Here is a 21,031-nt window from a genome sequence, read left to right on the forward strand (position 1 = left end):
ACCATGACTGAAGATGCGACCACAAAACCTCAAATGCTCACCGTCGAGGGGCGTGCGCATGGATGGCGGCTCGATCATTACCTGACCCGGATTTTTCCGAATCACAGTCGTGGCCAGTTTCAAAAAGCCATCGCTGCGGAAACCGTGCTTGTGAACGGACTTCCGGTCAAGGCTTCGCGCCGACTGCGAGTCAACGATCGCATCTCAGTCTGTCTTCCGAAAGAACCCGATTCCACAATCACACCGGAAGATATTCCTCTGGATGTGATTTTCGAAGACGAGTTCATCGCGGTCATCAATAAGCAGGCGAACCTGATTACTCATCCCGGAAAGTCCAACTTCACCGGAACACTCGCTGCCGCGGTCCAGCACCACTTTGATCAACTCAGCGATGTCGCGGGGCAACTTCGACCGGGAATCGTTCATCGCCTCGACCGAGACACGACCGGCGTCATTATTATCGCCAAGAACAATCAGGTTCACCATCAACTCACTCGCCAGTTTGAGCAGCGCACGGTCGAAAAAGAGTACCGCGCCCTCGCCTACGGGAAGCTTGATCGTGACGCCGATCTCGTCACGACGCATGTGAAAACACATCCCAAAGCACGCGAGAAAATGATTGTCTGCCCGCCGGGACACAACACTCGCGAAGCAGTGACTCGGTACAACGTACTGGAACGATTCGATCGCTTCGTTTACGTTCAACTACTCCCCAAAACTGGACGCACGCACCAGTTGAGAGTTCACCTGCAGCACCTGAAGGCTCCCATTATTGCTGATCGACTCTATTCCGGACGTGAGTCACTCATGCCCTCAGAACTGAGCGGTCTAGACACTTCGGAAGAGGAATCCGCCCTCATTTCACGTCAGGCCCTGCATGCTTTTCGACTGAAGATTCGCCACCCGGTGACCGATGCCATCATGGAATTCGAAGCACCGTTTCCGGATGACTTTCAACGCACTTTGAACACCTTGCAAGAACAACGAAAGCCGCATTGATGAAACTCGGAAAGATTCAAACACCAGACGGTCAAACTCATGTCGCCATCGTGTCGGATACCGGGGCAAAGCTTCTTCAGATGAATCAATCGGAAGAAGTGTCGACGCTTGCTGATATCCTCAACAGCCCGAATCCCGCACAGCTTGCTGAGTCTCTCGCAGAATCGGGCGACGAGATTTCTCTCGAAGGCGTTCGCTTTCTCGCTCCCGTCGACAATCAGGAAACATGGGCGGCAGGAGTCACTTACAAGCGAAGCCAGGTCGCGCGAATGGAAGAATCGGAGACCGGAGCAAGCCATTACGATCGCGTCTACGATGCCGATCGCCCGGAGTTGTTCTTCAAAGCAACCCCCAACCGAATCGTTTCTCCCGGCGAAGCTGTTCGCGTCCGATACGACAGTAACTGGTCGGTCCCCGAACCTGAGTTTACCCTCGTCCTGAACCCTCAATTGAAGATCGTCGGCTACACCATCGGCAACGACATGTCCGCCCGAGACATTGAAGGGGAAAACCCGCTATATCTTCCGCAGGCCAAAGTCTACCGGCAATGCTGTTCGCTCGGCCCGGTTGTTCGACTGGCGGATAGCGAACTCGATTTGAAATCAACAACTGTTGAATTGATCATCCGTCGAGGCGGAGAAAGCGTTTTCAAAGGCGAGACCGATCTGGGTCAGCTTCATCGGAAACTTGACGAACTCGCCGACTGGCTCGGACGCGAAGATGACTTCCCGAACGGTGCCTTTCTCCTCACCGGAACAGGAATCGTCCCCGACGACAATTTCACGTTGGAAGATGGAGATGAGATTTCCATTTCCATCGCTGGAATTGGATCGCTGGAGAACAGTGTGGTCAAATCTGATCGACCAGCCGCACACTGACCCCAATCGATAAATTCCCCAGCATCTGGGCCGCCGTGAGTCTGATTTGGGATCGGAATTCGACTGTATTTGCGAATTCTGCCGATCTTCAAAGCAGACGGCTCAGTCTGCGGACTCGCATGATCGATGGAAAACATTTCCGTCTCGATCACTCACGTCAGTCCCCGGATGCTCGTTCGAGAATCGAACGCGCGACGAGTCGAGTCATTGTCCGTGCCTCGTCATTGGGAATTGAATTCATGTGTTGGAGAACTATCGCTCCTTGCTTCACTCTCCTCTTTCTTGCAACGAGTTCGGTCAGAGCGCAACCATTTCCTGCACCCGCCAGCGGATGTAATGAGTGTCAGCAGTCACAGGTGATCGCCCCCGCTGGTCCTGTGATGATGCCGCAGTATTCGGTCTCTCCCATGCCATACATGGCACCCGCGCCCTACTGCGGCCCTGTCCCGCTCGCATGCCGACCGAAACACAAGCATTGCCCGCTGAGAGGCATCGGCCTGGGTTGCCGACCATGTCCGCTCCTGTGCCCGTTGCGAGCAATCGCTCCTTGCGGCCCATGGGGTCCACCCGCGTACTGCCCACCTTATCCCGTCGTGCCGTACACACCTGTCGTTCCCTATGGAGCCACAGTTCCATACACACCAGCACCAGTCATGTCCGCACCGACGATGAGCCCGGTCATTTCTCCTGTGCCGTCTTCGTCGTACCCGACAGTTCCAAGCAATGGAACAATGACCGCTCCGACCGGAGATGTCTCATCAACAGGGACTCAATATTTTCAATATGAAAACCGGTCACCTTTGAGCGTTCCAAACCCCTATCTCGACTCCGCGACGGCGCCACAGGATTGGACACCGGTTCATCAAAGAACCGCAGCTTCGGGCTCCGATGCGACCTCAATGTACAACCCGACGCGAACACCTCAGAACAGCCCGAAATTTTCACAAGCACCAGCAAGCGTGCTTCAAGCGAATCGATTCTATCGCTAGAGCAAGTTTCTCTTTCCTGTGCACTCGCTTGAACACTTTCATCAGGTCAAAGGCTGAGTTTGCTCATGCGAGTGAGTGCAAACCAAAACCAAAAAGTGGCCTGATGCGATACTGTTCTTCCCTGTACGAACACCTGGACGGTTCCTCCCAGTCCGGTATGCGTACAAACGAAACAACCGAGTTGCGTCATCGAACGCAACTCGGTTGAACGTTGTGGAACGTTACTGAAAACTACTCACCGGAAATGAATTCCAGTTTGACAGGATTCGGAATAATCCCCGCTTCGAATCCTTCTTGAAGCAATCGGGCAACTGCTTCTCGTCCACGCTCACCGAAATCGAGCGTCCAGTCGTTGACGTACATCCCAACGAACTTGTCCGCTTTGGCATGATCAAGGTCTCGGCCATACTGCAGTGCGTGCTCGAGTGCTTCTTCGCGATAGTCGAGCCCATACTGAATGCTCTCTTTGAGCAGCTTCGTCACTTCGTTCATCTTCGTCTCGCCAAGATCCTTGCGGATTGCATTGGCACCGAGTGGAAGTGGAAGTCCGGTCCTCTCCATCCACCACTCGCCCAGATCGACGACAAGACTCAACCCCTGATCGCCGTACGTCAATTGACCTTCGTGAATGATGAGCCCGGCATCCGCCTCACCCCGTTCGACGACGTTCAAGATTTCATCAAATGGGTAAACTTCGTAGGTGAAGGTCCCGCAATCACCGGATGTGTGCGACTCTTTCGTCGACGTCTGCGGCTTTCCTCCCAGACAGAGGTTCAATGCCAGGAAAGCTGTTGTGAGAGTTCCCGGAACGGCAATTTTCTTGCCTTGAAGCTCAGCAATACTCGACTCGCCGCGAGTCACCACCATCGGGCCATAATTGTCCCCCATGCTGGCTCCGCAGGCGCACAAAGCGTAGGTATCTGTCAGATAAGCGTACCCATGCAGACTGACTGCCGTCAGTTCCAGTTCGGCAGCGAAAGCCCGGCGATTGAGCTTTTCGATATCCTGCAACTCGTGAGTGAAGAGATAGTCTCCGGTTTCGATTTTGTCGTTGGCGAGTGCGTGAAACATGAAGGCATCGTCCGGGTCCGGGCTGTGCCCAACATGAATTTCTGTCGTTTTTTCAGTCATTGCTGCACTCATTCAACCATTCCGATTTGAGGGATAACTCCAACCATGTCATTCGGTGGATTCAGCAGCTTCTGCAATCGAAGCAGCCGACATTTCGAAGCACGTGAAGAGCAACTCATGGAGAAGCCTTCGTAATTTTTCGGGAATCCAACCGACCTTATTGTGAGCAGACTTCGGTTTCAAGCTCACGCGATCTCTGATCTCAACACCGAGGAAACCGCAGCGAAAGCCGATCTTTCACCGCACGTTTCAAAGAATTCTCCCCGGAACACTAACCACCTTGATCCACTGCATTCTTGACGATCTGCTCGTCGAAGTAATTTGTTTCCATTCCCGCATCAATCACCAATCCCTGACAATTGATTCCCGACGACCGAGGACTCACCAGAAACGCCACCGTGTTGGCGACTTCAGCGGTCTGAACGGCTTGCTTTCGAAGTGTCGCTTGCTCGGCGAACAGATACGAATCGACATACCCGGGAATGCCGGCCGAAGCAGAGGTTTTCAGAAGCCCCGGGCAAACCGCATTAAATCGAACCTTTGAAAACCCGGAGAAAGACTTGGCGAGAAAACAGATCGACGAATCCAGAGCCGCTTTCACCGGTGCCATGTATCCGTAGTTCTCCGCTGCCATTCGAGTCGTGGAAATCGAAATCGTCACCACACTCCCAGATGAGGGATCGAGGATCTCGCGAAACGCATTGCACGTCGCAATCAACGAAAAACAGGAAATATCGACCGCCTGCAGAAATGCGCTGCGAGGTGTCTCGTGAAAAGGAAGCCATCCCGCTGAGTAGTCCGCAAACGCGATGGAATGAACAAGCCCTTGAATCTGAGAGCGATCTTTCGCCAGGGACTCCGCAAGTCGATCAATCTCCTCCTGATGTTCGACATCACAAACATAGATCGGAGCATCACCCACAAGCTTCCGAAGACTCTCCCGGCGCTGTTCGCTGCGAACAGAATAGAGAACGTCAGCGCCGAAGTCGGACAACAGCTTTCCCACATGAAATGCAACGCTCTTCCGATTCGCAGCTCCCATCACCAATACTGATTTGCCAGCTAGATCCAGAAAATCCATCCGTATTATCCATTTCAAATGCGTGCCTCTGACAAAGCGACCTCAATTCTGCATGGCCGAAAGACACAATCCACAAATTTACGAGAGCGTTTTCGAAACTGCGATCTCGTCAACAACCGACACGCAAAACCACCACGTGAACAATGAAGAACGTTCCCCGCGATCACTCATCGAATGACGCAGAGATTGTCACGATGAATCACCTCAACATACGGGACGGATCCCATCATCTCTTCCAGTTCTTCCGTTCTGCGTCGAGCAATTCGACTCACCAATTCCGAGTTGTAATTCGTGAGCCCCCGCGCGAACTCATGACCTGATTCATCGGTCAACGAAACAAGTTCACCCCGATTGAAGCTTCCGGAAACTTTTGTGACTCCAATCGGAAGCAATGACTTCCCGCGATGACGAACGGCATTCACAGCCCCGGCATCGAGCTCGAGTGTTCCATGCGGAGTCACCGTAAAACCAATCCATCGTTTCCATGCTGGAATCAACGGTCCCTGTGCAGTGAACAGGGTCCCAATGTCTTCACCGTTGAGAATTTCCTCGAGGACATTTTCATTCCGCCCGTTCGCAATAATCACACATCCCCCAACAGACGTTGCGACCTGAACGGAATCGAGCTTCGACTGCATTCCTCCTGTTCCACGCGAACTCTTGATCTCTTTCGCCAGCGACAAAATCTTCTCGTCGACCGAACTGATTCTCGAGATCCGCTGGCTTTCGGGATCACGAGGATCGCCATCGTAAAGTCCGTCGACGACAGACAGAATCACGAGCAGCGGCGATTCCAACAGATTGCTGACCATGGCCGCGAGTCGATCATTGTCACCGAATTTGATCTCCCGCACACTCACCGTGTCATTCTCGTTGACAATCGGCACGACTCCATATTCGAAGAGCGTGTTGAGAGTGTTCCGAACGTTGAGATAGCGATCGCGATTCCGAAAATCGTTCGCGGTGAGGAGCATCTGGGCTGCGTGGTAACCAAATTCCTGAAGAGCTTCATCGTAAGCCCGAATCAGACTCGCCTGCCCTGCCGCAGCGGCTGCCTGCAAGTGAGGAAGATCCGTCGGTCGACCCGGAAGTCCGAGAAGACCAATCCCAGCTCCGACCGCTCCACTCGAAACGACGAGAACTCGCCGCCCGGTTGATCGAATCAAGTGAATCTGACGAGCGAGCGCGCGGACACGATCGACGTCCAACCGGTCATCATCTCGGGAAAGGACATTCGTCCCCACTTTGACCACGACGATGCGTGCATTCGCAACGACTTCCTGTCGCACAAGATCTTGCATGAATTCCGTTTTCATCCAGTTTGAAACAGGTCCTCAAGTTCTGTATCTGCATCGCAACAGTCGACTCAACGTTGCGACTGCAAAGAGAAGTTCGATAGAGGCAAGAGCCGGTCAATCACTAAAGCCAGGCACACGAACGAAGGCTACTCGTCTTCTGAATACGGGAGTCCGTTCTCTTCGTGAAGACGTTTCTTCTCTTCGCGGTCCTCGAGAATCGTGACGGTGCCGTTGGTCTCGTCATACGCATAGACCTGCCAAGGATAAAGCCCCTTCATGTTGTTCGGGTTCAACCGAACCTGTTCATCGAATTCCTCGAACGTCAACGGCTTGGGGTCTTCGGAACTATCAATCGAATTCGCGAACGACGAAAGCTTCGCGTTGTACTCCATCGTCGCTTTGTTCAATCGTGACGTGGCAGCGAAATGCGATTGTGTGACAGCAGTCAGATAATCTCCCGCGTTGGTTTCGTTGGAAACCTCGACGAGATTCGGGTTCTCTTCAAGAGCTTTATTCTTGTCGACAATTTTCCATTCGAGTTTTGAAAACCCTTGCGGCTTCTTTTCGACAGGTTCTTGCTGAACAGCTTCGGGAGAATCGGCGGTGGAATCAGAACTGGGCGCTTTTTCACAGCCTCCCAGAAAACAGATTGTCAGGAGAGCGCAAGCGGTTCTCATGGAATAATCTCTGTCGAATTTCAACAACGTTGGCTCAAGACACCCTGAACCCTTCCCTTATTATGGATCGATTGCGTCGAGCCTTCAATAAGCTGATCTCTGATTCTGAGGGAGTGCATTGAATTCGCAATGACGAAATTCGGCCGGACCCCTCATCTCTGGTTGATCAATCTCAAGGAATCGAAGTCGAGGCTTCCCGCCTCCTCGCATCAAAATCGACTGGTGCGGAAAACTTGACCGATCACCCGCCATTCGTGATGATGAACAATGGTCCCTCTTCTTTGCACTCGCAGACGGAACTCAATATGCCAGGCGAGTTTTTCAATTCATCCGGGAAGCCGAACGGCTCGATTCTGGCATCGACGTTCGTCCTCCTGACCGGCGCCATCGGGCTGCTTTTCGTCATTGCAGTCACCGGGGGAGATCCGTACACAACCATCGTCAGCGGAATTATCACCTTCGTCGGCCTTTGCCTGCTTGTTTTCCTGATCCGCGCGACGTCGTCATTCAGCCCCAAAAACGTCTACAACTGGGTCTTCAGCAAACAAGCCCGGCCCGAGCATGAATACGAACCACGACGCGCGGAAAGATCTTCCCGCTCTTACGGAGGCAACCGCCCTCCGAATGCCGAAGAACTGCGGGACATGAAAGATGGGCTGAGAAACTGGGTCCCTTCCAACGTCTCGAAGAACTCGAAAACAACGCGTCGAAATCGACCGGAAGCGTAAATAGACTGGCTTCAGGCGGTGAAAACGAGCAGCAGGAATTCCACCGAAAACGTGTTCACTTCAGGAACACCGTCGCATTCCGGGCTCAAGAATAGAATTGCGACTTCAGGAATTACGAATAGAACGGGCCTCGAAAACCTTCATTGATTCACAGAAAGCCCCGCGCTGGGAACTGCCGCCCACACGCATTCGCCCAAGAAACAACAAAGCCCCCGCGTTCAACAAAGCGAAATCGACATACGGTTTGGTCGACTCCGTTTGCCCGGGTTTTCGAAATCAAACTCACCGATACTCTACTGAGCGGCGAGCTTTTGATTCTTCTTTTCAAGTTCAGCGGGCGAGCCCTCACCGTCGCAGAGTTCATCGCGAACGATGTTCATCTCGCGAGGAGCATCAATTCCGATACGAACAGTGTTTGGGCCGATGCGAACAACCGTGACCGCAATGTCTTCACCGATCAGGATGCGCTCACCGGGTTTTCTTGAGAGAACCAACATAGTGTGGTTTCCTTCCTGTGGGAGTCTCGTTCAAGGAGCGGCTTCCTGCCGCGTCTGGCGCCATCAAAACGAGCATGACATCACAACGATACCAGCATCCAAACGAGTTGTCCAGCACCCAACACCCAATAAGACAGCTGCCCACTTTTCAGGCACTGCCACGCTGCACAACTTTTAGGCACCCTGAGCCCCTTGGAACCCGAGGCTCTTCAGCCCCGCAAGCGGTTCGGTATCCGTCATCTTAACTGCCGTAATGGCAGAGAATGCGAGGACGACTTTTCTCGCTCCGGAGGTATCCGGCCTCTCGCGCTCGAACGCGACGAGCCCCTCGGAAGTCAGAAATTCACGAAACTCAATCGTCTCACCAGCAGCAGTGACCACCAGCCCCCGACGAGGCATTGATGTCGGCCAGTTTTCAAAGAGTTGCTGCCAAGCAAATGCAGTATCCATCGATTCCCTTGATTTCGAACAAGTCCATACATGGAGTATTCGTCGGAATCCGAGCCCGGAAGAGGAAGATTTGCTTCGCCGAAGAAATTATGGCAAGAAGAAAGGCGGCAACGATCGTAAAATCGTTGCCGCCTGTTCAGGTGACCCCAACGGGATTTGAACCCGTGTTACTGGACTGAAAATCCAATGTCCTAGGCCGCTAGACGATGGGGCCAGCGAGACATACGGTATCGGCTGATTCGACAATGTCAAGCAGACCCATTCACGAAAATATCGCAAACTTCCAACAAAGTTCGAGGATCGCAGTGACACACCCGTCGGACACGCGAGATGACAGAATTGTTCGCATCCTGGACACACTTTTGCAAAAAATGCACAGCGAAAAAGCATTCAACCTCGAAAGAGAATTGGAAAAATTTCCAGATTTCGCTCAGGAAATTCGTGAACTGTGGGCCACGATCATTGTTGCTGAGAATCTTCACTCCCCGATTTCTGATCCGGGCAAACACGAAGGCACCCCAACTCAATCTTCTGAACTTCCTGAAATCAACGATTACGAATTGATCGCCGAAATTGGACGCGGCGGAATGGGTGTTGTCTATGAAGCACGACAGATTTCCCTCAATCGTACTGTCGCCATCAAAATGCTCCTGCAGGGAGCCTCAGCGACATCCATCAACCATTTTCGATTTCAGAGCGAAGCAAAATCCGCCGGCAGACTCGACCACCCGAATATTGTGTCGGTCTTCGAAACCGGGAACTCCGAGGGGCACCCGTTCTTTAGCATGCCCCTGATCAACGGAACCACTCTCGCCAAAAGAATTGCGGAAGGCCCTCTTTCAAATCGTGAGTGTGCCGAACTCATGATCCCCGTTTGCAGAGGGGTCGCCTACGCACATCGACAGGGAGTCCTTCACCGGGACCTCAAACCTTCCAACATTCTGATCGATGAAACCGGTCGTCCTTTTGTTTCTGACTTTGGACTGGCGAAACGCTTTGACACCCCGTCTCTCACACATGGAGAGAATTCAGACACCCTCACTGAATCGGGCGCCATTCTTGGAACTCCAGGATACATGGCCCCCGAACAGGCAGCTGGGCAAAGAGAACAGGTCGGACTCGGAACCGATATCTACAGCCTCGGAGCAATTCTCTACGCATGCCTCACTGGTCGTGCTCCGTTTCAGTCAGCAACGCCCATTGACACTCTCATGATGATTCTTGAGCAGGACCCTCCCCTGCCGAGACTCCTCAATCCGGCCGTCGACACTGATCTCGAAATGATCGTATTGAAAGCGATGCAAAAGCCGGCGGACCTTCGCTACGCAACTGCCGACTCACTTGCTGACGACCTGCAAGCTTTCCTCAATCACGAACCGGTCAGCGCCAGATCGTCGCACTTCTCGCAGGTGTTGAGCCGCGCATTTCGTTCAACTCACCACATTAACGTCCTCGAGAACTGGGGGGTTTTATGGATGTGGCATGCAGCAGTCCTCCTGTTTCTCTGCCTGGCAACAGAAGCAGTCAGAAACAGCGGCATTCACTCCCGGATTCCCTATTTCGGACTTTGGACATTCGGCCTCGGCACGTGGGCTGTCATTTTCTGGAACCTTCGGCGGCGATCGGGACCGGTCACATTCGTCGAACGACAAATCGCTCACGTCTGGGCAGCCAGTATGGCGTGCTCAACCGGACTGTTCGGAATTGAATACCTTCTCGACCTTCCAGCACTGACACTCTCCCCGGTGCTCGCTTTGTTTGCCGGAGCCGTCTTCATCGCCAAAGCGGGAATTCTCTCCGGCGAGTTCTACATCCACGCCACGATTCTGTTTCTCACTGCCATTCCGATGGCGATTTTCCCGCAGTACGCGCTCTCAATATTCGGAGTGATTTCCGCAGGAACATTTTTCCTCCCGGGTTGGAAATTTCATCGAATCAAACACCGAAGCGAAAGGTGATCCTCTCCTGAATCAAAGCATTCCGTCGGAGTAATCGGAATTTTCGATAGCGTCAGAGCATTTCGAATTTCGTTCAAATTCCTCTGATCCGAGCGAAGCTTCACTGTCGATACCGAAGAAGATTCTCTAGCTCATCACCAAAGGGGGGGATGTGATGCGCATTCAACAACCGCGCATGCGCGGTCGCATTGCTGGACTTGTTCTCGCGGCAACTTGTGCTTCTGGTCTTCAATTGACTGGCTGCGCACGACCATCGCCGCGCCACTTGGGCGCTGTTCTTACGAAAAAGTCTCGGGCTGAGGCAGCAACTCCGCACGAATCCGATTCGCCGACGCTGCGCAGTACGCGGCACTCTCCGGGCCCGGATTTCGTTTCGGTTGACGACGCTTCCAGTAAATCGTCACGGTCTTCGCTCCCGTCGCGAAGAAATCAACATCCACTTGCATCCAATTCGATCGACCCACTTCCCAATCCGCATCCCGATCCGTTTCTTGGGCTGGATGAAATCCGGTTTCCACAAGAGAAACGAGCGGCTTCAGGAAACGAGACCACGGGCAGCTCGGCGTTTTCTTCGGGAATCTCTTTCCGCGAACCGTCCGCAGGGAACGGAATTCAGCAGATCGACCAATCCGTCATGGAAGACCTCGAATCGCTCGTCCGCACCGATTCCGCACGCCCATTCCCGGGATTCGAAGCTGCAGATTCGCCCGCTCCGTCGCAATCTGCTCCTTCGCAATCAGTCCATCCGATTGCAGAGAGCAGCGAGCCGACAGCTCCGACCGAGACAGTTGTCTTGAAACATCAAATCGTTCAAGTCGACGAAGAATTCACAAGCAGCGCTCCCAATGCGCAGCTTCAGCCAGCGAGTGCGACGGATTCACAAGAGGTCGTCGCGCTGCCTGAGCCGTCTCTCGGAGAACCGCTGGCACACGATGAACATCAGCCGAGAGTTCAATTCGCTGATGCCCAACAGCAAACGCAGCCTGACTCCGCGCAACTTGCAGAAATTCAACCGCGCCGATCGGCAATCAAGCGAGTCAATGACGAAGAGATCACCCCGGTCACTCGCGAAACTAGCGCAAGAGATCGGATGGAACAGCTCATCTCAATGGCACGCACTCACCAGATGCGAGGCGAAACTCACGCCGCGTACCGAAACGCATTGCTCGCCAAGCACATCGCGGACAAACACGAGTTGACGATCGGAGTTCTCGACCAGTGTCCAGTGGCCCTCTGCGAAGAAATTGCAGGACAACTTTGGGGCTCACCATCGGATCATTCGCTTCCTCATGATGGGAAGCATCCGTCAGCGGTTCCGAGCATCAAGCCGAAGGAACAACCGAGCGAAAGCCATCAAAAAGTGTTCGCAGGCAAAACCGAGTCACCGTCATGGGAAGGACTTCCCGACAAGCCCGCATCTCAGTTCAGCGAACAGAATACTGCTTCGCCAATGCGGAAACTTGAACCTGCTCCTGGCAGCAGCAACGTTCCACCGATGGCAGCTGTTCCGGAAACCGAAATCGCAGACGCGTTCTCACTTGAACCGGTCGCCGATCCAGACTTGCCAACCGCTGCACCGACACCCAGCAACTTCGGACTGGTCGACAGTGACGCCACTGCGGCAGAAGCAACTGACGTCGAAAGCGACCAATCGAACGAATTGCAGCCGACCGTCGCCAGCGCTGACGCCGGACAGGAATCTTATCCGGATCGCGCGGTCCCACTGTTCGAGTCACTCGAAAACGCCGAAGCAGGTGACAGCTCACTGGCACAGTCATCGACGGCAACATCGAATGCCGCTGAACCGGTACTCGCTGCGGACTCAACAAAATCCGCAGCATCGGTCAGTCCAAGTGGAGAAAAGGCGAACGCAGCCACTGCGTCGACCAATCTTCGCTGGGGAACAATGGCATTCATTACCGCCACTGTGCTGACCATGATCGGAGCCCGTCTGAACCGTTCGAAACCGGCGAAGGAAGAAACACTTTCCGAAGAAGCCTCTTCCGAATCATCGAAAAAGGTCGAACTGAAAATCCGGCGCGCAGCCTAGAGCAAGTTGCTCGTTCCTGTGCACTCGCTTGAACTTTTCCATCCGGGAAAAGGCGGAGTTTGCTCGTGCGAGTGAGTGTAAAGCAGAACAGAAAATGCTCTAACGAGGAGAGATCCTTCACGTTCTTACACTCCTGATCAGGATCGAAAATTCCCGATCGGAACAATGTGGAGTGATCTCAACCCTCATGCAGGAACCGAGCGTAGCAGTTGAGACGGTTATCCGGGATCAATCCGTCTTCACCCAGCTGCAATTCTCTGGTCAGGCCGTCGAACGGAACCATTGTGATCTAGCTTATCTGCAAGTGAACAGATAATTCCTGCAGAGAACTGTGACAATGTCTAACGATCCTGGTGCTCGTCCCAGTATGGATGATCTTCGTTCGGTGCTGGAGAGCATCAATCAGTCCGATGCGAATCACGAACGGAGCGCTGAACGACTTCAACTCTCCGTCCCGGCCGAGGTGACCACATTGCGTGGCAACACCATCTCCACGATGACCCGAGAAATCAGCCGCTTTGGAATTGGTCTGCTCCACAAGGGGCAAATCAATCCGGGCGAAGTCACCGTTCGAATGGCGAGTGAAACTCGGCAGTTCGAATATCGAGTCCTCATCGAATGGTGTCGTCCGTGTGATGGAGGCATGTTCATCAGCGGTGGACGATTCCTTGCCCGCCGCGACGCCGAGTAACAACTCCAACGGCAACGCTCGCCTTCAACTTTCTCACTCAAGAACCTCCAACTGGCGGAATTCTCTTTCCGCAACAGTTGAAGGGTCCGGCTGCGCTCGTAGCCGTTTCATGCGATCAAACGAGTCAACAGTTCAAGCGAACACATTGGCCTGAGTGAAATCCACTCAGCAGCGCGATCGATAAGGACTCGCCTATAAACTCGGCTTCGGCTGCTTGACCGCTGCTTCCCACGGTCGAACTCCGGTCGCTTTGATCTTTCGGGAGTACAATTTGTCACCACAAGTTGCGTAGAGAACGTCCAGGTTTTCGCCGCCGAAAACGACGTTCGAGAGCCAGGCGTCTTGCGGTTTCTCGATGATAAAGTGGACGCGGCCGAGTTGATCGAGCACCTGAAGACCGACACGAGTGGTGACGTAAGTTCTTCCTTCTGTATCAACGGCCATTCCGTCTGCCCCGCTCTTCAATTCCTGATCTTCAAGATGCAGGTGCCCATAGACCTGCTTGTTCTGCAGCTGGGTGTTCTCATCCAGAGTGAATGAATACGTGAATCGTCCGTCAGTATCGGCAACGGTGAGAATCGACTGATCCGGAGAAACAATAATCCCGTTGGGACGGGCAATCCCTTCGTCAGCCAACGTCACTTTTCCTTCGGCGTCGAATCTCCAGACTTTCTTGTTCTGCGGGTCTGTGAAGAACCCAACTCCATTGGGGAGAACCACGAGGTCGTTGCACGGATAACCTTCGCAGACGACTTCCTCTTCGCCGTCGAGTGTGTAGCGGACGATTTTCTTCGTTCCGTTTTGACACCCATACAGCTTCTGATCGGCACCGAACATCAATCCGTTGATCCCGGGACTGTCCTTCACGAACACCGATTTGTTTCCGGATCGATCGATCTTGTGAATCGTCGCATTGGGAATATCGGTGAAATACAAATTCCCGTCGCTATCAATTGCCGGCCCTTCAGTAAATCGATGACCGCTGCTGACCTCGACCCAGTCTTCTCCCGGAATCAGCAAATCCGTCCGTCGTCCTTCGGTAGTTCCAACAGACACTTCCCCGGGATAGCCTTCCCACAACCACTTCAAAGCTTCCGGCATGATCGAAGCAGCATGCTTTGAGTTGTGCCCCCCATCGCCCCAGGCATGATTGACTTCGTATCCCGCGAACTTCAGCGCGGACAGCATCGCCTGATTCGCGACAAACCATTCTCCGCCGTAAAGATTGAGATCCGTACTTCCATCCTGCAGAAAGACTCGAATCGGTTTCGGCTCGTGTTTTCGGATCATCACGGGATACGCATCACCTCCACGCAAACCGACAAAGGTGCCAATGGTACTCAGCACGCGCCGGAACTGATCGGGACGTTCCCAGGCAACAGTGAATGCGCAAATCCCACCGGAACTCGCGCCCGCAATGGCGCGATCGTTGGGGTCGTCACTCAACGAGTAGTCCTTGCCCACTTCGGGAAGAATCTCCTCAACAAGAAATCGAGCGTATCGATCACCTAGACCGTCATACTCGAAGCTTCGATTGAATCGCGGCTGCGATTGATCATTCGCCGCAGGCACACCGCCAGGGCTGATGAAAATTCCGATCTGAACCGGGATCTCTTTTTTGTGAATCAGGTTGTCGAGAACTGGAAGAAGGTGCCATCCCTTCGCACGGTTGAGGCCGTCTTGAACGACAAAAACACATGCTTCCTGAGAAGGGTCGTACTGCTGCGGAACGTAAATCCAGTAATCACGCACAGTCCCGGGAAAGATCTTGCTGCGCCACTGAATCGGCCCGATCACTTTCCCTTCCGGAACACCGTCCTGCCGGATCGAATCCTCAGTGAGTGGATAATCCGTTTCCGCAAAAGCGGACTGATTCAATGACCAACCCAATGTGGCACACACAGCAAACCCGAAAACGAAATAACGCAGAACGCTCATGCTGATTCTTTCCTCAGAAACCCGAACAAATCCAACAATCTGGATGCTACTTCAAGTTCACACAAAGTGCGATCAACATCACATGGCCGACACTGAAAAGAACCTGCCGGGCGACTCACGACGAAGAGCCTGCGCTTCCAGTTCAACAAGACCGCCCTTCCAACACCGCAACTTGACGCGACGTTATTGGATAATCGGCAACGTCACACGAAAGACGGTTCCGACTCCCGGTGTTGACTGAACGAGATTCATCGTCCCCCCTGCCGAACGCGTGATGTTGCGGCAAACGAACAATCCCAACCCGGTCCCGTTGGACTTCGTCGTGAAATACGGCTGAAAGAGTTGCTCTTGTGACTCGAGCGGAATCCCACATCCATCGTCCGCGACATCGATCTCCAAAGCATCGTTCTGAACTCGAACGATGATCTCGATCGTCCCGCCTTCTTCTGTCGCATCGAGCCCATTCAAAATCAAATTCAAGAAGACCTGAAGAATCTCGTCGCGAACCGCAGTCACCCGGGGCAGATTCTCCGGGAACTCCGTTTTGATCGTCTTCCCTTTTTTCCGCTTGTAATACTTTGCGATATCCAAAGCGTTACGAATCACTTCATGAATATCGATCCGCTGCAACATCTTTGTGCCCGGGCGGGAGAATTCAATCAACTCTCGAAGCGTCCGCGTGATTCGTCGAAGTTGTTCGTCAATCAATTTCAGGCGGTCTTGAGACTCCGGATCGAGTTCTTGCCGATTCATCATTTGAACGAGAGAACTGATCGCGGTCAGTGGATTCCCAACCTCGTGTGCAATGCCCGCAGCCAGAAGCCCGAAGGCTGCCTGTTTCTCCTGCTGAACAAGAATCGCCTGCGACTCTTGCAGCTCTTCTGTTCGTCTTTGAATACGGCCCTCAAGTTCCTGATTGAGCAGAGTGAGTTTGCGCCCAGTCTGCCTCAAGAGATTGGAAAGTGCAGTCCCCGCCCATGTCACCCAGCCCATGAATATCAACATCAAGACCAGCGACACAAAATCTTGGCGCGACAATTCTCCTGGCTCAAATGCCAATGTTGAGTAGCTGACCGCGTGCAAAGCGAACGTCGAGTACGTTACCGAAGGGGAATACCTCAACGAACAAACTAGAAGTGAGAGAAAGTAATACAGCCGAAAAGGGCTGTTTATGCCTTCGTCGTAGTGGCACAGAAGGCCGATGAACACAGCCTCCATGAATGACACAAACAACGGAAAACGGCTGAAGAAAACCTCTCCGCGATAGTGCCACGCCAGATCAAACAAGGCATACACAGCTCCGACAGTCAAGATTCCATTCAGGTACGGCTGACTGGGTGTCGGAGAGAGAAAATTGACCAGGAGATAACCAACGATCAGCCCAAACCATCGAATTCGAAGCGTAATCGACTCCGCTCGCAGCTGCCAATTGGCCTCAATGGTCAGATCAGAGTCAGGAACGTCATCGTTTGGCTCAGAGTCACTCATCTGTTGCCTGAAAGTCAGTGAGCACGGAATTCCACAAAGTGCGATTCTAAAGCAAGATGCTCGTTCTTGTGCACTCAGCCGAACAGATTTGATGTGCGAATTTCACTTTTCGTCAAGCAAAATTTGTCATCACCCCCGGTCTTCTCTTCCCGGCAGCGAGCCAGAATTCCCTGTGATGAGTTTCGCGCGAGCAGCATTCTTGACGGGAATGAGTTTGGGAATGGGAATCCTGACACCCACGACTTCCCCATGACGTTTCTGCAACTCTTCGAAACCGCAGTGGAGAAATGTGTACAACGATTCGGGAGGACGCATCGCCAGATACTCCCGAGCAAAGACTTCCATCTGGCCGTCATACTCTTGCTGGGAGTGGGTATGCACATGGCAACGCCCCGAAAAACGTCGAATATCTCCATCAAATTTCGGGCTGATGTGATAGAGCTCGTGCAGAATTGTGACCATCTTTTCCTGAAACGATTGATCCAGGAACCGGGGCAAATAGAAGGTGAGAATGTATTTCATCTCACGCTTTCCGAGATACAGCCTCTGCACCGTCCACGTTTGACCATTCCGTCGCCAGGTCAACGCCCCGTCTTCGAACCGCATCGGTGTCAATTTGGCTTGCAACCCATGCAACACTCGAGAACGAGCTTGCGCGAAGCTGACAGCGACTTCTGCCATATCGATATGGAGAAACGCTTCGTGTCGGTTGGTGATGTCTTCACAGAGTTGCGATATCGCTTCGGTAAAATCGAACGGACCAAGTGCCGAGCGAAGTCGAGTCAAACGCGCCACAACAGCTTCCTTTCGCAATGGCGTCAGAGTCTACAACAGCACGATTCCAACCGTGCGGGGCACCCCGAAAAGGAACACCCCGGTTGCACACCCTGAATTCTGTCGACCGGCAATATTACTGCTTTTACCCATTTCTGAAAACGCAATTTCTCATCGATTGCCAGTCGTTTGAACCGATTCGGCGCCGCGAAACATAGAATGCTCGTTCCCCAACCGATTCAGCGGGCACGTTTCAGAAGAACGAAACAGCGCGAAGAGTTTTGCTTTGACCAACAAAAAAAGAGGTTGCGACAACATCGCAACCTCTTTGAATTTGAACTGAGTTCACTCCGCGACTCACTCTAAGAAGTCTTTTCTTCGCCTTCTTCAGTCGCTTCTGTGCTCGCTGCTTCCACTTCGGCTGTGGTCTCGGATTCATCGCCTTCAGGTGCTGAATCACCGGCAGCTTGAGTATCGCCTTCGACGTTTTCTTCATCGTCTTCAACGACAACAGGGGCGACACTTCGTTGCTTCACGCGATCACGCTCACCAACGAATTCGATAAGGGCCTGCTTACCAGCGTCCCCAAGTCGAACCTTCGCGAGTTGCACGATGCGAGTGTATCCGCCGTCGCGATCAGCAAATCGTTCGGCCAATTCCGAGAACAAGATATCAACAGCTTCTTTATCGCGAAGCAATGAAAATGCTCGTCGACGATAAGTGACAGCTGGAGCCATGGCCTGAGCCCATTGCTCCCATTCGCTCGATCCACGCCATTTCTTCCAGGCGTCGCTGCCTTTTTCGGCAGTTGTGGCGAACTGTGCTGCACGCTCTTCGTGTGGAGCAGCCTTCTTCGCAATTGTCACCAGTCGTTCGACAAATGGTCGAAGTTCTTTGGCTTTGGCAACTGTCGTGACAATTCGACCAGAAACCTTCGGCGCACCTTCGGTATCTTCGTCGATTCGCACAGTCTTGATCAGACTCGCAGCCATATTTCGAAACATCGCTTTACGATGGCTCGAATTGCGACCGAGCTTCCGGCCTCTCATCAGGTGTCGCATAGTACTTTATCCACAATCAATTCATTGAGCTGCTTGCCTGCAACTCATCAATATCCTGAATCTGAAAACTCCAGCTGATCACATCCGTGATCGTTCAGGAACTCGCATTCCCAAACGCAATCCGATCTGATTCAACTGCTCACGCACTTCAACCAATGTTGTTTCACCAAAGTTGCGAACGGTCAGCAACTGGTCCTCAGTTCGAGAAACGAGGTCTCGTACCGAGTTGATGCCTTCTGATTCGAGACAGTTTGTCGCTCGAACAGAAAGGTTCAGTTCTGCCAGACTACGATTGAGCTTCTCTTCAAGTTCAAGATCAATCGGTGAGTAGCCCGTTGCTTCCAGCATACCCTTCAAGCCTGCCTCTGGTGGCAGTTCTGGACCTGGTTCCTGGTAGTTGATGAACGGATTGAGGTGCTTCCGCATAATCTTGGAAGCTTCAACTAGTGCCATTTCCGGAGAAACGGTTCCGTCCGTCCAGATTTCCAGCGTCAACTTGTCGTAGTTTGTCCGTTGCCCAACGCGTGTGTCTTCAACGTTGTAACGAACTCGAGTCACTGGAGAGAAAGCTGCATCGAGAGGAATCACGCCCAGTTCTGGACTGTTCTCATATGCTTCTTTGGCCGGGATGTAACCACGTCCGTTTTCGACGGTCAATTCCATGCTGAGTGGAACGTCGTCGGTCATAGTGGCGATGATCAAGTCATTGTTGATCACTTCAACTTGATCGTCAGTGATGACATCGGCACCCGTCACAACACCACGTTCGTGCTTTTCGATACGCAGTGTTTTGTTGGTGCTGCTGTGGTTCTTGACGACGAGTGATTTCAGGTTCAGACAGATATCGGTGACATCTTCGACAACACCCGGAATCGTTGTGAACTCGTGCTGAATCCCACCGATTTTCACGCGTGTGACGGCACTTCCCTCAAGGCTTGAGAGGAGAATTCGTCGCAGGCTGTTGGCAATGGTGTGTCCAAATCCGCGTTCGAAAGGTTCAGCAATGAACGCACTGTATGTGTCAGTCGCTGTCTCGTTGACGGGAACGACACGACTTGGGAGCTCAAGATTTCTCCATCGGATTCTCACCGGGCAGTCTCCTTATTTCGACGATCAGTGTCGATCAAAAGCCGGATCACGCACATTTCTGAACGGATCGGGCGAACTGGCGATTAATTACATGACACCAGACGGTGATTAGACGCGACGACGCTTACGAGGCCGACATCCGTTGTGAGGAAGAGGTGTCACATCTTCGATTGCTTTGATCGAAATCCCTCCGACCTGCAAACCGGTGATTGCGCTTTCTCGCCCTGAACCTGGTCCTTTGACTCGGACTTCCAGTTCACGGACACCAAACTTGCGAGCTCGGTCGGCACACGTTTCCGCAGCACGTTGAGCAGCAAACGGAGTGCTCTTTCGAGATCCCTTAAAACCGACAGTTCCGGCGGACGCCCAACACAGAATATCGCCGTTCGTATCAGAGATCGAAACGAGAGTGTTGTTGAACGTCGCTTTGATGTGAGCAACACCGCGATTGACATTTCGCCGTGTTCGTTTTTTCTTGTTGGCCTTGGCCACAGAGCGAACCCCTCAAAAAAGTAGTTTGTTCGAATACGATTCAGGAAATCTCATCAGGCACGAAACCTGATTAAACATCGCGGACAGCTGCCATCCGCATTCTTTGACCTCAGTTGAAATGGGGTCCATCTATGAGAACAGTCGCCCGTGATCTCGTCAGACAGTATCTCGTCACGCAGTGAGTAAGTTGACGGGACCCCACGAGACGAATCCGACCACAGCCAATTAGTGACGCATGTCCTTAACACCCTTTTTACCGGCAACCGTTTTCTTGGCACCTTTACGTGTTCGGGCGTTTGTCTGTGTATTTTGACCTCGTACCGGCAACCCGCGACGATGGCGGACTCCTCGGTAGCACTGAATCGAGCGAAGTCGGGAGATGTTGTCACCGGTCTGGCGACGCAACTGCCCTTCGACAACGAATTGATTATCGAGGATGTTGTTGATTCGCTGAATATCATCGTCGCTCAATTCACGAGCCCGACGATGAGTTTCGAGACCAAGCGTCCGGCAGATCTCGATGGCTTTCACCTCACCAATCCCATGCAGATACTGCAAAGAGATATAGGTTGGCTTGTTGTTTGGAATGTCCACACCCAAAATACGAGGCATGAGAGTTTCCTGTTTCTACTTCGCTAAACTCGTGACTTCTAAATTTCTTCACTCGACCGAAGTCACGTTTTTTGCTGACTGCGGAACTCGACTGAAAAACACGACGAGGAACTGACTCCTCGATCTGGAATACAACACTCTGGCCATTTG

Annotated in this window: 20 protein-coding genes and 1 tRNA gene; 7 read left to right on the forward strand and 14 right to left on the reverse strand. The window is 52.8% G+C overall.

The genetic code is table 11. The features are described from left to right. Window positions 1-3 precede the first annotated feature (3 nt). The 3 genes from KOR42_RS09160 (at window position 4) to KOR42_RS09170 (ending at window position 2,866) form a co-directional block, all read left to right on the forward strand. A complete protein-coding gene (locus tag KOR42_RS09160) occupies window positions 4-999 on the forward strand; it encodes an RluA family pseudouridine synthase (protein WP_146509016.1) in 996 nt (331 codons plus the stop codon). Further along, on the forward strand, window positions 999-1,877 hold the full coding sequence (locus KOR42_RS09165; RefSeq protein ID WP_146509018.1) for a fumarylacetoacetate hydrolase family protein: 879 nt from the start codon (window positions 999-1,001) through the stop codon (window positions 1,875-1,877). Before KOR42_RS09160 ends, KOR42_RS09165 begins: the two co-directional genes overlap by 1 nt. Before the next feature lie 356 nt (window positions 1,878-2,233). Beyond that, complete coding sequence (locus tag KOR42_RS09170) at window positions 2,234-2,866, forward strand: hypothetical protein (protein ID WP_146509020.1); 633 nt, start codon at window positions 2,234-2,236, stop codon at window positions 2,864-2,866. Between the two features lie 231 nt (window positions 2,867-3,097). Here the strand turns inward: KOR42_RS09170 and KOR42_RS09175 are convergent, their stop codons facing one another. The 4 genes from KOR42_RS09175 to KOR42_RS09190 form a co-directional block, all read right to left on the reverse strand. Next, complete coding sequence (locus KOR42_RS09175; RefSeq protein WP_146509022.1) at window positions 3,098-3,997, reverse strand: menaquinone biosynthesis family protein; 900 nt, start codon at window positions 3,995-3,997, stop codon at window positions 3,098-3,100. Window positions 3,998-4,268: 271 nt separating this feature from the next. Then, the gene (locus KOR42_RS09180; RefSeq protein WP_146509024.1) at window positions 4,269-5,078 is read right to left on the reverse strand and encodes an enoyl-ACP reductase FabI; all 810 of its coding nucleotides are present in this window, start codon (window positions 5,076-5,078) and stop codon (window positions 4,269-4,271) included. 167 nt (window positions 5,079-5,245) lie between these two features. Continuing rightward, window positions 5,246-6,379 carry a glutamate 5-kinase gene (gene proB / locus KOR42_RS09185; RefSeq protein ID WP_146509025.1) on the reverse strand — a complete coding sequence of 378 codons (1,134 nt, stop codon included), beginning with the start codon at window positions 6,377-6,379 and terminating at the stop codon, window positions 5,246-5,248. 143 nt (window positions 6,380-6,522) lie between these two features. Then, on the reverse strand, window positions 6,523-7,053 hold the full coding sequence (locus tag KOR42_RS09190; RefSeq protein WP_146509027.1) for a hypothetical protein: 531 nt from the start codon (window positions 7,051-7,053) through the stop codon (window positions 6,523-6,525). Window positions 7,054-7,358: 305 nt separating this feature from the next. Between KOR42_RS09190 and KOR42_RS09195 the strand changes: the two genes are divergently transcribed. Then, window positions 7,359-7,781: an MFS transporter gene (locus KOR42_RS09195; RefSeq protein WP_146509029.1), complete on the forward strand. Its 423-nt coding sequence runs from the start codon at window positions 7,359-7,361 to the stop codon at window positions 7,779-7,781. 293 nt (window positions 7,782-8,074) lie between these two features. On the opposite strand, the gene KOR42_RS09200 is transcribed toward KOR42_RS09195, so the two are convergent. From KOR42_RS09200 to KOR42_RS09210, 3 genes are all read right to left on the reverse strand, one after another. After that, window positions 8,075-8,278: a carbon storage regulator gene (locus KOR42_RS09200; RefSeq protein WP_146509031.1), complete on the reverse strand. Its 204-nt coding sequence runs from the start codon at window positions 8,276-8,278 to the stop codon at window positions 8,075-8,077. Window positions 8,279-8,452: 174 nt separating this feature from the next. Continuing rightward, window positions 8,453-8,728 carry a hypothetical protein gene (locus KOR42_RS09205; RefSeq protein ID WP_146509033.1) on the reverse strand — a complete coding sequence of 92 codons (276 nt, stop codon included), beginning with the start codon at window positions 8,726-8,728 and terminating at the stop codon, window positions 8,453-8,455. A gap of 141 nt (window positions 8,729-8,869) precedes the next feature. Continuing rightward, window positions 8,870-8,942 (reverse strand) — tRNA-Glu (locus tag KOR42_RS09210). Window positions 8,943-9,135: 193 nt separating this feature from the next. On the opposite strand from KOR42_RS09210, the gene KOR42_RS09215 reads away from it, so the two are divergent. The 3 genes from KOR42_RS09215 to KOR42_RS09225 all read left to right on the forward strand — a co-directional run bounded on the left by KOR42_RS09215 (window position 9,136) and on the right by KOR42_RS09225 (window position 13,427). After that, window positions 9,136-10,686 carry a serine/threonine protein kinase gene (locus tag KOR42_RS09215; RefSeq protein WP_231740816.1) on the forward strand — a complete coding sequence of 517 codons (1,551 nt, stop codon included), beginning with the start codon at window positions 9,136-9,138 and terminating at the stop codon, window positions 10,684-10,686. 154 nt (window positions 10,687-10,840) lie between these two features. Further along, window positions 10,841-12,736, forward strand: a complete 1,896-nt coding sequence (locus KOR42_RS09220) for a hypothetical protein (protein ID WP_146509037.1) — start codon at window positions 10,841-10,843, stop codon at window positions 12,734-12,736. 337 nt (window positions 12,737-13,073) lie between these two features. Next, a complete protein-coding gene (locus tag KOR42_RS09225) occupies window positions 13,074-13,427 on the forward strand; it encodes a PilZ domain-containing protein (protein WP_146509039.1) in 354 nt (117 codons plus the stop codon). A 192-nt stretch (window positions 13,428-13,619) separates the two neighbouring features. On the opposite strand, the gene KOR42_RS09230 is transcribed toward KOR42_RS09225, so the two are convergent. The 7 genes from KOR42_RS09230 to rpsM form a co-directional block, all read right to left on the reverse strand. Beyond that, window positions 13,620-15,365 (reverse strand): SMP-30/gluconolactonase/LRE family protein, encoded by a 1,746-nt coding sequence (locus KOR42_RS09230; protein WP_146509041.1) that lies wholly within the window; start codon window positions 15,363-15,365, stop codon window positions 13,620-13,622. A 183-nt stretch (window positions 15,366-15,548) separates the two neighbouring features. Next, window positions 15,549-16,853, reverse strand: a complete 1,305-nt coding sequence (locus KOR42_RS09235) for a sensor histidine kinase (protein ID WP_146509043.1) — start codon at window positions 16,851-16,853, stop codon at window positions 15,549-15,551. 129 nt (window positions 16,854-16,982) lie between these two features. Next, window positions 16,983-17,648: a putative metallopeptidase gene (locus tag KOR42_RS09240; RefSeq protein ID WP_231740817.1), complete on the reverse strand. Its 666-nt coding sequence runs from the start codon at window positions 17,646-17,648 to the stop codon at window positions 16,983-16,985. Window positions 17,649-17,989: 341 nt separating this feature from the next. Next, entirely contained in the window at window positions 17,990-18,688 is a 699-nt protein-coding gene (locus tag KOR42_RS09245; protein ID WP_146509045.1) for a bL17 family ribosomal protein, read from the reverse strand. 78 nt (window positions 18,689-18,766) lie between these two features. Further along, a complete protein-coding gene (locus KOR42_RS09250) occupies window positions 18,767-19,777 on the reverse strand; it encodes a DNA-directed RNA polymerase subunit alpha (protein WP_146509047.1) in 1,011 nt (336 codons plus the stop codon). A gap of 108 nt (window positions 19,778-19,885) precedes the next feature. Beyond that, window positions 19,886-20,269 carry a 30S ribosomal protein S11 gene (gene rpsK, locus KOR42_RS09255; protein ID WP_146509050.1) on the reverse strand — a complete coding sequence of 128 codons (384 nt, stop codon included), beginning with the start codon at window positions 20,267-20,269 and terminating at the stop codon, window positions 19,886-19,888. 225 nt (window positions 20,270-20,494) lie between these two features. Further along, entirely contained in the window at window positions 20,495-20,881 is a 387-nt protein-coding gene (gene rpsM / locus KOR42_RS09260; RefSeq protein WP_146509051.1) for a 30S ribosomal protein S13, read from the reverse strand. Window positions 20,882-21,031: the final 150 nt, after the last annotated feature.

Origin of the sequence: Thalassoglobus neptunius (assembly GCF_007859735.1) — a bacterium.
Lineage (GTDB): Bacteria > Planctomycetota > Planctomycetia > Planctomycetales > Planctomycetaceae > Thalassoglobus > Thalassoglobus neptunius.